Source organism: Streptomyces malaysiense (genome assembly GCF_000980885.2).
Lineage (GTDB): Bacteria > Actinomycetota > Actinomycetes > Streptomycetales > Streptomycetaceae > Streptomyces > Streptomyces malaysiense.
Genome location: NZ_LBDA02000119.1, coordinates 20177 through 30654, shown reverse-complemented (window position 1 = coordinate 30654; position 10478 = coordinate 20177). Strand labels below are relative to the sequence as shown.

Annotated in this window: 10 protein-coding genes and 1 pseudogene; 7 read left to right on the top strand and 4 right to left on the bottom strand. The window is 64.9% G+C overall.

Annotated elements, in window-relative coordinates:
- The first annotated feature begins 191 nt into the window (after positions 1-191).
- Together VT52_RS33785 and VT52_RS39835 are read left to right on the top strand one after the other, a co-directional pair.
- Positions 192-3335, top strand: a complete 3144-nt coding sequence (locus tag VT52_RS33785) for a DEAD/DEAH box helicase (RefSeq protein ID WP_046428224.1) — start codon at positions 192-194, stop codon at positions 3333-3335.
- Positions 3336-3400: 65 nt separating this feature from the next.
- A protein-coding gene (locus VT52_RS39835) for an IS630 family transposase (protein WP_420856325.1) occupies positions 3401-4467 on the top strand; the annotation gives its coding sequence in 2 pieces (ribosomal slippage) (positions 3401-3847 and positions 3850-4467; 1065 coding nt in all).
- Between the two features lie 35 nt (positions 4468-4502).
- On the opposite strand, the gene VT52_RS33770 is transcribed toward VT52_RS39835, so the two are convergent.
- On the bottom strand, positions 4503-5153 hold the full coding sequence (locus VT52_RS33770) for an ATP-binding protein (RefSeq protein ID WP_046428229.1): 651 nt from the start codon (positions 5151-5153) through the stop codon (positions 4503-4505).
- A gap of 203 nt (positions 5154-5356) precedes the next feature.
- On the opposite strand from VT52_RS33770, the gene VT52_RS33765 reads away from it, so the two are divergent.
- The 4 genes and pseudogenes from VT52_RS33765 (at position 5357) to VT52_RS33760 (ending at position 7118) form a co-directional block, all read left to right on the top strand.
- The gene (locus tag VT52_RS33765) at positions 5357-6205 is read left to right on the top strand and encodes a helix-turn-helix domain-containing protein (RefSeq protein ID WP_046428234.1); all 849 of its coding nucleotides are present in this window, start codon (positions 5357-5359) and stop codon (positions 6203-6205) included.
- Positions 6202-6399, top strand: coding sequence for a DUF397 domain-containing protein (locus VT52_RS36470; RefSeq protein WP_079175451.1), 198 nt, complete (start codon positions 6202-6204; stop codon positions 6397-6399). The genes VT52_RS33765 and VT52_RS36470 overlap by 4 nt, the downstream gene beginning before the upstream one ends.
- A gap of 15 nt (positions 6400-6414) precedes the next feature.
- A pseudogene (locus VT52_RS36465) lies at positions 6415-6582 on the top strand (DUF397 domain-containing protein); the annotation flags it as partial.
- Between the two features lie 29 nt (positions 6583-6611).
- Positions 6612-7118 (top strand): DUF6879 family protein, encoded by a 507-nt coding sequence (locus VT52_RS33760; RefSeq protein ID WP_046428237.1) that lies wholly within the window; start codon positions 6612-6614, stop codon positions 7116-7118.
- Between the two features lie 104 nt (positions 7119-7222).
- Here VT52_RS33760 and VT52_RS33755 read toward each other — a convergent pair whose 3' ends face one another.
- A complete protein-coding gene (locus tag VT52_RS33755; protein WP_338059214.1) occupies positions 7223-7789 on the bottom strand; it encodes a DUF2267 domain-containing protein in 567 nt (188 codons plus the stop codon).
- Between the two features lie 148 nt (positions 7790-7937).
- Entirely contained in the window at positions 7938-8363 is a 426-nt protein-coding gene (locus tag VT52_RS33750; RefSeq protein WP_206306679.1) for an Hsp20/alpha crystallin family protein, read from the bottom strand.
- Positions 8364-8517: 154 nt separating this feature from the next.
- On the opposite strand from VT52_RS33750, the gene VT52_RS33745 reads away from it, so the two are divergent.
- Positions 8518-8820, top strand: coding sequence for a hypothetical protein (locus VT52_RS33745; RefSeq protein ID WP_046427818.1), 303 nt, complete (start codon positions 8518-8520; stop codon positions 8818-8820).
- Between the two features lie 28 nt (positions 8821-8848).
- Here VT52_RS33745 and VT52_RS33740 read toward each other — a convergent pair whose 3' ends face one another.
- The gene (locus tag VT52_RS33740; protein WP_079175450.1) at positions 8849-10453 is read right to left on the bottom strand and encodes an MFS transporter; all 1605 of its coding nucleotides are present in this window, start codon (positions 10451-10453) and stop codon (positions 8849-8851) included.
- Positions 10454-10478: the final 25 nt, after the last annotated feature.

Sequence of the window (10478 nt, the reverse complement as noted above, 5' to 3'; positions counted from 1 at the left end):
ACCGCAACACGCAAAGTCCCTGAGGATGGCCCGGGGGCCATTGACGTCAGCCGACGTAGGAGTCCAGCGCGGTGGCCACCTCCTGCACTGACCTATGCCTGTGGGCGCTTTTTTCACGCCTCAAGGCCTCGGCTGTCAGTGACTACTGCTAGAAAAACTCCACATCGAACTGAAGAGTGAGGGGAGCAGACGTGCCGGAACCCGGGGGATTGAGGCATCCAGGCGTCTACGAGGAGCTCGTCACGCAAGACGTGCGCGATCAGATCGGAGGACTCGAAGCCGCGGGCTGGAAGGCCATCGAAGCCGAGGTCAGCGCGGAGTCCACACCGTACGTACTGGCTCGCCATATTGGTGAAGTGGCAGCACGCAGGCTTGCGCAGCTTCCCCCCGGAAAGCGGGTAGCGGCTGCCAACCAGATCATGCGGGCACTGGCTGCCAGTGCGCCCGATCCGGACGAAGACGAGCTGGGCGTGACCATCGCTGACGGACCCCGCCAACTGCTCGCGCTCGCCGAGCAGGAGGCCCCCGGCGTCTATACAATCCGCCCTCTGACACCTCTGTCCGAAACTGCGCTGATTACCAACGCCCCGGACGATCCCAACCTCGGCGCCGAGCTGCGGGCAGAGCTCGCCACGGCCGACTCCATCGACCTGCTCTGCGCCTTCGTAAAGTGGCATGGCATTCGGGTACTCGAAGACTCACTCCGCGCAGCGAAGAAGCGGGGAGCCCCGATCCGTGTCATCACCACGACCTACATCGGAGCCACCGATCGGCATGCCCTGGATCGCCTGGCTCGCGAATTCGATGCCGAAGTAAAGATCAACTACGAGATACGGTCAACACGCCTGCATGCGAAAGCTTGGCTGTTCCGCCGAAACACCGGCTTCAACACGGCATACGTGGGCAGCTCCAACCTCTCCAAGGCCGCGCTTCTCGACGGCCTGGAGTGGAATGTCCGACTCTCCTCCGTCGCCACACCTCGGGTGCTCGACAAGTTCGAAGCAACCTTTGACGCCTACTGGGACGACTCAGCCTTTGAGGCATACGACCCACATAAGGACGGAAAACGTCTCGACGAAGCACTGGCCCGTGCAGGCGGAGATCGACCGGGCAATGATCTCAAGATCAACCTATCCGGACTCGAAGTACAGCCCTTTCCTCACCAGCGGGACATGCTAGAACGCCTCCAGGTAGAGCGCGAGATTCGTGGCCATCGCGAGAACCTCTTGGTCGCCGCTACGGGCACCGGCAAAACAATCATGGCTGCACTGGATTACCGCGCCATACGAGATAAAAACGGCGGAGAACTTCCTCGACTACTCTTCTTGGCACATCGCAAAGAGATTCTCACGCAGTCGCTACGCACTTACCAGGAAGTACTAGCCGACGCCTCATTCGGCGAAATGCTCTACAACGGACGAGAACCCAGAAACTGGGAGCACGTATTCGCGAGTGTTCAATCTCTTAACCTGCAGCGGCTGGAACGGCTAGACCCGGGACACTTTGACGTCATCGTAATCGATGAATTCCATCATGCCACAGCGGGCACATACCGCCGAATTCTCAATCACTTCGAACCTGCCCAACTCCTCGGACTAACAGCGACTCCTGAGCGCATGGACGGGCTAAACGTCCAAGATGAGTTCTTTGATGGCCGAATCGCGGCCGAACTGCGGCTATGGGAAGCGCTGGAGGCAGACCTGCTCTGCCCCTTCCACTACTTCGGAATCCCGGACGGAACAAACCTGACGCAGCTGAGTTGGCGAGCAGGTAGCTACGACAGAGACGAACTTGGCAACCTCCTCACGGCGAGCCATGCGCGTGCCCTCATCGTGATCAAACAGGTCACAGATAAAATCTCAAATCCCTCTGCTATGCGCGCATTGGGGTTTTGTGTGACCAAGGCACACGCACACTTCATGGCCACGGAATTCCGCAAAGCCGGTTTTCAGGCCGCCGCCCTCGACAGCAATTCCTCGCCCGCCGAGCGCGAGCGGACACTCAGCGACCTCAAGGCCGGCCGAGTACAAGTGATCTTCTCTGTCGACCTGTTCAACGAGGGTCTCGACGTCCCTGAGGTCGACACTCTGCTGCTACTGCGCCCCACAAACAGTGCAACCGTCTTCCTTCAACAGCTCGGACGCGGCTTGCGACGCACGCCGAACAAGCCCGTTCTGACCGTCCTCGACTTCATCGGTCAACATCGGGCAGAGTTCCGCTTCGAGGAGCAATTCCGAGCGCTAACAAACCTGTCACGCAACCGTCTCATCGAGAGCATCGAACGCGACTTTCCACAGCTCCCTTCTGGCTGCCAGATTATCTTGGAAGGTAAATCCAAAGAGCTCATCCTCAACAACATTCGCACACAACTGAACGCAACGATCAACACGCTAGCGAAGGAGGTTCGAGACTTCAGCACGCCTAAAATCGAAGCCTATCTGCGAGAGAGTCGACGAGACATTAAGGAGCTTTACAAAAGCGATAATTCATGGACCAGGGTTCTACGCAAGGCGGGCATCGTCAAGGAACCCCTACTGCCAGGCGAGGATCAACTTCTCAAACGTGTCCACGCGTTCCTGCACGTCGACGATCCGATACGAGCCCAGGTATACCTTCGCCTCCTCGCAGATGACGCTCCCGACTACGACTCACTCCCTCAGACGGAACAAGCGTATGCTCGCATGCTCTTCTTCAACCTGTGGGACAAGGCGGGAGGTTTCTCCAGCTATCGAGAGGGACTCGAATCTCTGCGCACCCAGGAGCGAGTCCGTGACGAATTGCAGCAGGTTCTCACCTACGTCCTGGACCGCACTGATCATTTCCCCATCTCTCTGAGCGCCCCACTCAGTCATCTCCCTCTGAAGATCCACAGCTCATACAACCGCTCAGAGATCCTGGCAGCCCTCGGAGTGGCACGGCTGGGGGGGCAAATGCCAGGCGTTTTCAGTCAGGGAGTTAGCTGGGTGGAGGAAATCCAGACTGACGCTCTCTTCATCACCTCGGAGAAGAACGAGCGAGACTTCTCCCCAAGCACCCGTTATAGGGATTACGCAATCAGCCCAACCCGCTTCCACTGGGAGTCCCAGAGCAACACGTCTGAGAATTCACGGACCGGTTTGCGTTATCAACACCACACCGAACGAGGTAGTCACGTTCTGCTGTTCTTGCGTCGTTACAAGGAGAACAGCATCCGTAAGTCCGAGCCTTGGATGCTCCTAGGTCCCGCCACTTACGTGAAACACAGCGGAAGCAAGCCGATGGCGATCACTTGGGATCTGCAGCATGAGATCCCAGCCGACGTGTGGTCGTACTCCGGCGCGATCGCCAGTGGGTGACTGACGTTGAACTCGTGGTGTCGTAGGAGCTGACGGCTGGTCGTCCGCTGCGGTATCACCGGGGCATGCGGTATCCACAAGGGGGCGGGCTGACCGCCGAACGGCAGCAGTTCCGCGAGGGGTTACGACTCCAGGCTGCGGAACGGTTCGCCCTGGGTGAGGCGAGTGCAGTGATCGCCAAGGACCTTCGGGTCAGCGTCAGGTCGGTGCAGCGGTGGCGGCGGACGTGGGACGAGGGCGGTCCGCGGGCTCTGCGGTCGCAGGGGCCGGCGTCGCTTCCGAGGCTGAGCGAGAAGCAGTTCGCACAGTTGGAGGCGGAACTGGCCAAGGGGCCGGCCGCGCATGGCTGGGAGGACCAACGCTGGACCCTGAGCCGCGTGAAGACGGTGATCGGCCGGCGCTTCCACCTGACCTACACGATCCAGGGCGTTCGGAAGCTGCTGGTGCGTAACGGCTGGTCCTGCCAGGTTCCGGCCCGACGCGCGATGGAGCGGGACGACAATGCGGTGGCTGGTTGGGTGAAGGAGGTGTGGCCCTGCGCGGAAGTCTCGCGGCGGCCCGTGGAGCCTGGCTGGTCTTCGAAGACGAAGCCGGATTCTCCATGACGCCGCCGCAGGCCAAGACCTGGTCCCAGCGCGGCCGGACCCCGGTGGTGCGGGTCCGCGGCCGTTCCCGCAGACGGGTGTCCATAGCGGCGCTGACCTGCTACAAGCCCGGCCACCGGTCCCGGCTGATCTACCGGCCGCGCCGGGATGACGGCCGGCGCGACGGCCGCAAGAGCTTCTCCTGGCGGGACTACCGGGACCTGCTGACCGCCGCACATCAGCAGCTCGACGGCCCGATCGTGCTCGTCTGGGACAACCTCAACGTCCACAAAGCCGCCGACCTGCGGGAGTGGGCGGAAGCCAGGGACTGGCTGTCCATCTACTACCTGCCGCCCTACGCACCTGACCTCAACCCCGTCGAGGGCATCTGGTCACTGCTGCGACGCGGCTGGCTCTCCAACGTCGCCTTCAGCACTCCCGAACACCTCGTCCAGCGCGTCCGACGCGGCCTACGGCACATCCAGTACCGCAGCCACCTCATAGACGGCTGCCTCGCCGAGACCGGCCTGGCCATCAGACCCGCCTGACCAGCAGCACGACACCATGAGTTCAACCTCAGGAGCTACCTGGCTTGCGCTTCAAAGTACGTCTGAGCTCGATCCAGTACCTCGTCCGCATCGCGGCCATGCGCCTGCATCCAGCGGAGGAGGTCGGCGATGATATCGATCGCCGCTTCCTCCGCCGCGACAAGAGCCAGGGGTTCAGATTCCGCACCAGCCAGGCCCGCCCCTCTCTTCGCCCTGTAGCTGTTGAGTAGGTCGTCCACTGCGGCGATGAGGGGACGAGCCGCGTGTACACAGGTCAAGGGGAGCTCAGTGGCCATCTCGCACCATGTCACCTTGCGGTCAGCGTGCAACTCGATACCCCAACGGTCAGCCATGACATCGATGAGGACCATCCCGCGGCCGGCTTCGCTATCCAACTGCGGCTGAACCAGCGTCGGCAGAGCGCGGGGATCAGGGTCGTGAACCTCGACACGCAAGTAGCTGCCGTTCATAGAGACGGCAAGAGTGGCCGGGGTTTCGAGACCAACGTGAGTGATCACGTTGGAAGCCAACTCGCTGACGCAGACCTGGGCCACGTCGACCACTTCGGGCACCTGCCACACGTCCAGGTGGAGCCGCAGGATACGCCGCAGGACGGCCACCTCCCGAGGCACCGCGATAAAGGGAAGGCTCCACGGCTTCCTCGGCACACAGATGATGCAGCTCATCCTTCAACTCCCTGCGCGAGACGGTAGGTTGCAGTGCGCTATGAAGTACACACTCAGAGTCGCACTGAAACTCTCTAAATGAAACTCTCAGGAGAGGTAAGCGGGAGTGCAGCAGCCTCCCGTGCGCCCCCGGCGCACTCTGTCTTGCTACCACGATGAACGGGCCAGCAAGATCTGCCGGATCGACATGAAAGGCTCACTGCATGCCCGTCGGACCCACGACACGCCGCCGTCAACTTGGCGCCGACCTGCGCCGACTTCGTGAGCTCAAGGGCATGTCCCTTGAGGATGCAGGCGCACGTGTCGGCATCTCAAAGGCGACTCTCAGTCGGTACGAGACAAAGGAAGGCACAGTCAAGTGGCCAGTTGTTGACGCGTTGTGCCGGGAGTACGGCACATCCAGCGAGGAGCGCCATGCTCTGGTCGAGCTGGCGAAGGGCGCCAAGATTCAGGGGTGGTGGAGGTCACTCGCCGACCCCATCCCCGAGTCCATGAATCTCATGCTCACTCTCGAAGACGAGGTAGTCCGCGAAGACCACTACGCCTGCGCGTACGTCCCCGGTCTGCTGCAGACACGCGCCTACGCAGAGGCCGTACATCGCGCATCCGAAGTGGAGTGTGCTGAACGCGAAGTTCAGTACATGGTCGACATCCGCATGAAGAGGCAGGAGATCCTTCAGCGGGAGGAGCCCCCGCGGATCTGGTGTGTGATCGACGAGGCAGCGCTACGACGACAGGTCGGTGGAGCCGAGACCATGCAGGGGCAGCTTCGACGCCTCGTCGCCGTCTCGGAGTTGCCTCACGTCAACGTCCAGGTGCTGCCCTTCGCAACAGGCGCGCACGCGGCAGCTGTGGGCAGCTTCGCCATCCTTCGAGGTCCTTCACCCGAGCTGGACGTGGTGTACATGGACCTTCTTGGCGGCGGCCTATTCATGGAGAAGCAGGCCGAGTTGGATCGATATAGGTTGGCGTTCGAATACCTCAGTGCGCAGGCTCTTGATTTCGAGTCCTCGGCTGAGCTCATCGACCGCATGAGCAGGGAGTCCAGATGACCGCCCCCCCAGCGCCCCAGTGGTTCAAGTCCTCGTACAGCGGCGGCAGCGGAACCGAGTGCGTGGAGTGCGCGTCCGTCGATGGCGGTGCGCTCATACGCGACTCCAAGAACACAGAGGGCCCAGAGATTCGGATCAAGGTTGCACCGTGGCGCTTGTTCCTGGGCGCATTGACGCAACGATCGGCCAAGTAGCCGCACTGGCTCGAGTCGTCGTACAGCGGCGGCAACGCGACCGAGTGCGTAGAGACGGCGTTCATCGGCTCTGGTGTGCTCGTGCGCGACTCGAAGAACGGCGGCGGTCCAGTCGTCGTTCTCCGGAGCAGGACCTGGCAGGCTTTCTCGCAGGCCGTTGGGAAGGGCCAGTTGGAGAGCTGAGGCTTCGGCATTCCTGGAGGTGAACCGCCTTGTCCAAGACGGGGATCAAGGGCTTCTTCCACTCAGCTCGGCACAGCGCTCGTCACCTTGAGATGCGCGACGCGTACGCGATCGACGAGGACTACCGGCAGTGGGCCGCCGGCAACCGGTTCGATCCGGCGGAGCGCTGGCCGTGGTGGATCCAGCTGGTTTCCGCCACGGTCGCCAGAGGTGTGGCCGTGCAGCGGGCCCGTGTCGTCTCGGAACCTGTTTCGCCGTATGTCCGCTACGAGTACGAGCTGACCGATCCGCACAACGTCAAGGCCGGCGAAGACGTCCGCTGGCTGCCCCGCAAGCAAGCCTCCGATCTCGCACTGCCGGGTAACGACTTCTGGCTGTTCGACGACGAGTTCGTGCTGTTCAACCACTTCGCCGGTGACGGAACGATGACTGGTGAGGAACTGGTGACCGACCCGGCTGTGGTGGAACTGTGCGTCTCGGCCTTCGCGTCCGTATGGGACCGGGCTCTCCCCCACGAGCGGTACCAGCCGCTGTGAAGAGGTTGTCGACGCCTTCGATGACTCGGGGCGGCCTGGTCCTGAGACGTTCAGGCTGCATGTCCACGGGGGCGAGCAGCACCTGCGGCACCCGCGGATGACGGTCACGCCATGACCGTCAGCTCCGCCCTTCCGAACAACAACGCGTAGCCCCGCGGAAGTTGAGACAGCACCTGGTCGGTCAGGGCCGGGCCGATCGTGTCGGACAGCGTCGTCAGGACCGAGCTGACGTCCCAGCGGGCCGTTGCCGGGGTGGAGTCGGGGAGCCGGGTGGACAGCGCGTCGACGAATTCCCGGGCCGTCAGGGGGTGGGGCAGGGGGATCTGGGCGGCGATCAGGTGGCCGGCCTCGGGGGGCAGGGACTGGGCCAGGGCGACGCGTTCGTCGCCGGTGAGGTGGGTGCCGAGGGCGGTGAGGACGGTGCGGGTGAGGTGTTCGGCCTGCGCGCGGGTCGGGTAGCCGCCCGTCTCGCGGACGGCCTCGGTCAGGGTCTCCCACGTGGTCCTCGGGACGGTGGCCCGCGGCACCGCCGGGTTCTCCCGGACCGGCGCCGGGGCGGTCTCCCGCACCGCCGGGCCCGTCCGGGCGGTCGCCGGGGCGGGCTTCGGTGCCGGTGGGTTCTCCCTGGTGTTCCGTGGGGCGGGCTTCGGCACCGTCGTGGTCATCGTCATGGCTCCTTCCGCGGGGCGCGCGGACGTCCGGTACGTCCAGGGGGTTCGGTACCCCGTCGCCGTAGGGGCGGACCGGGACGGGTGGGTGTGCTCCGGGGGCCGGACGGCCCAGGCGGGGCGGGACCATGGTCCCGCCCCGCCCCGTGGGTCAGCCGGCGAGCTGCTTGCGGGAGGGGGTGCCGCCGGCGATCTGGATGCGGCGCGGCTTCGCCCGTTCGGCGACCGGGATGCGCAGGGTCAGGACGCCGGACTCGTAGGAGGCGTCGATGCGCTCCGTGTCGAGGGTGTCGCCGAGGAAGAGCTGACGGGTGAAGGTGCCCGTCGGCCGCTCCGCGACCAGTGTCCGCGCGTCCTCGGGGGCGGGGCCGCGGCGCTCGGCACGGACGTTGAGGACGTTGCGCTCGACGTCCAGCTCGATCGTCTCCGGATCGACGCCGGGGAGGTCGAAGTGGACCAGGAATTCGTCACCCGAACGGTAGGCGTCCATCGGCATCGCCGACGGGCGGTCGGTGCTGCCGAGTACCTGCTGCGCGAGTCGGTCGAATTCGCGGAACGGGTCGGTACGCATGAGCATCACGGGTCACTCCCTTCTCAAGGTTCTGGGTGCGATGCCCTACGGGTATTTATATAGCGCGCAGTCGGAAAGTTGACAAGCTGCGACTCAGGTTAAGTAAGCCCGTCCCCCTGCGCGTTAGCCTCGGGACCCTCTACGACATTCGGAGGCATTCATGGCCAAGGTTCCCAGCGCCGTCGTCGCCGCGAGCGGGCTCGTCGGCGGGTACGGGGTGGCCCGGTGGACGAAGAAGCGGCCGCTCGGCGGGGCCGTACTCGCCGTCGCCGGTGCCGCCGCCGCACGGCAGTGGCGCGAGCGCGCCGGGAACACCGCCGCCGGTGTGCTGACCGCCGCCTATGTCGGCGCCTTCGCCGGCTCCCACCCGCTCGCCAAGAAGGTCGGCGCCTGGCCCTCCGTCCTCGGTGTCGCCGGCGCCGTCGCCCTCGCCTCCTGGGCCGTCGCCGACCGCAAGGCCTGAGCGGACGGAGGAGGGACACACGAAGGACTCACGGCCTGCCCAGCGCCGGTGGCGGTGCCGGCGGGCCCTGGGTGCCGGCACCCGGGGCCGACGACGCCGCCGTCCCCTGCTCCACCGCCGTCAACGGCGTCGCCACCTCCTCCAGCGGCCGCCGTTCCGCCCGCACGGCCAGCGCCGCCGCCACCAGACCCGCCGCACACATCAGCGCCGCCCCGATGGAGAAGGCCAGGACCGTGTCGCCCACCCTGCCCGTGCCGGTGAGGTCGGCGAAGAGCAGCGGGCCGCTGATGCCGCCGGCCGCCGTACCCAGGGCGTAGAAGAAGGCGATCGACATCGCCCGCGTCTCCATCGGAAAGATCTCCGACACCGTCAGATACGCGCTGGACGCACCCGCCGAGGCGAAGAACAGGACCGCGCACCAGCACGCCGTCAGCGTCGTCGCGCCGAGCACGCCCCGGTCGAACAACCACGCCGTGCCGAACAACAGCAGGCCCGAGAGCAGATACGTCGAGGAGATCATCACCCGGCGGCCGACCGTGTCGAAGAGCCTGCCCAGCAGCAGCGGACCGAAGAAGTTCCCGACGGCGATGACCGCGAAGTAGTAGCCCGTACGGTCGGTCGGCACCGCGAAGAACTTCGTCAGGATGGCGCCGAAGCCGAAGGTGATCGCGTTGTACAGGAACGCCTGCCCGATGAAGAGCGAGAAACCGAGCACCGCGCGCCGCCGGTACCGCCCGAACACCGTCCGGGCGATCTCCCCGAAGGTGACGCTCTCACGCTGACGGATGCACAGGCGGGCGTCCGTCACCGGCAGCCGCACGCCCTTGTCCGCCTCAACCTGCCGCTCGATACCCGTGACGATCTCCTCCGCCTCCTCCTCCCGGCCGTGGATCAGCAGCCACCGCGGACTCTCCGGGACGTGCCGCCGCACCAGCAGGATCACCAGCGCCAGTACGGCGCCCAGCGCGAAGGTCAGCCGCCAGCCCACGTTCATCGGCAGCAGACCGGTGTTCAGCGCCACGATGGACAGCAACGAGCCGCCCACCGCGCCCAGCCAGAAACTGCCGTTGATGACCAGGTCGACACGGCCCCGGTAGTGGGCCGGGATCAGCTCGTCGATCGCCGAGTTGATCGCCGCGTACTCGCCGCCGATACCGAAGCCGGTCAGGAAGCGGAAGAGCAGGAACCACCAGGCTTCCCAGGAGACCGCCGTCAACGCCGTCGCCACCAGATACACCGCCAGGGTGATCATGAACAGCTTCTTGCGGCCGTAACGGTCGGTCAGCCGGCCCCAGAACAGCGCGCCCAGACACGCACCCGCCACGTACAGCGCGGCGGCCACACCCGTGATCTGACCCGACGTGATCGACAGCCCACTGCCCGGTTCGGCCAGCCGGCCGGCGATGTTGCCGACGACCGTGACCTCCAGGCCGTCCAGGATCCACACGGTGCCGAGACCGATCACGATCGTCCAGTGCCAGCGGGACCACGGGAGGCGGTCGAGGCGGGCGGGGATGTCGGTGCTGATCGTCCGCCCACCGCCGTCGGCACGGCCGGCGCCACCACCGGCCCCACCGCCCCCACCACCGGCCCGGCCACCGGATTCCGGCGACGCCTTCTCGGCTCCTGTCATCGACTCACACCCTCCTCGTCGAAGG

Excerpts from the sequence above, each read along its gene's own strand:
- VT52_RS33745 (WP_046427818.1), top strand. The coding sequence starts at position 8,518 with ATGGCCAAGGTTCCCAGCGCCGTCGTCGCCGCGAGCGGGCTCGTCGGC.
- VT52_RS36470 (WP_079175451.1), top strand. The coding sequence starts at position 6,202 with ATGACCGCCCCCCCAGCGCCCCAGTGGTTCAAGTCCTCGTACAGCGGC.
- VT52_RS33765 (WP_046428234.1), top strand. The coding sequence starts at position 5,357 with ATGCCCGTCGGACCCACGACACGCCGCCGTCAACTTGGCGCCGACCTG.
- VT52_RS33740 (WP_079175450.1), bottom strand. The coding sequence starts at position 10,453 with ATGACAGGAGCCGAGAAGGCGTCGCCGGAATCCGGTGGCCGGGCCGGT.
- VT52_RS33770 (WP_046428229.1), bottom strand. The coding sequence starts at position 5,153 with ATGAGCTGCATCATCTGTGTGCCGAGGAAGCCGTGGAGCCTTCCCTTT.
- VT52_RS33755 (WP_338059214.1), bottom strand. The coding sequence starts at position 7,789 with ATGACGATGACCACGACGGTGCCGAAGCCCGCCCCACGGAACACCAGG.
- VT52_RS33750 (WP_206306679.1), bottom strand. The coding sequence starts at position 8,363 with ATGCTCATGCGTACCGACCCGTTCCGCGAATTCGACCGACTCGCGCAG.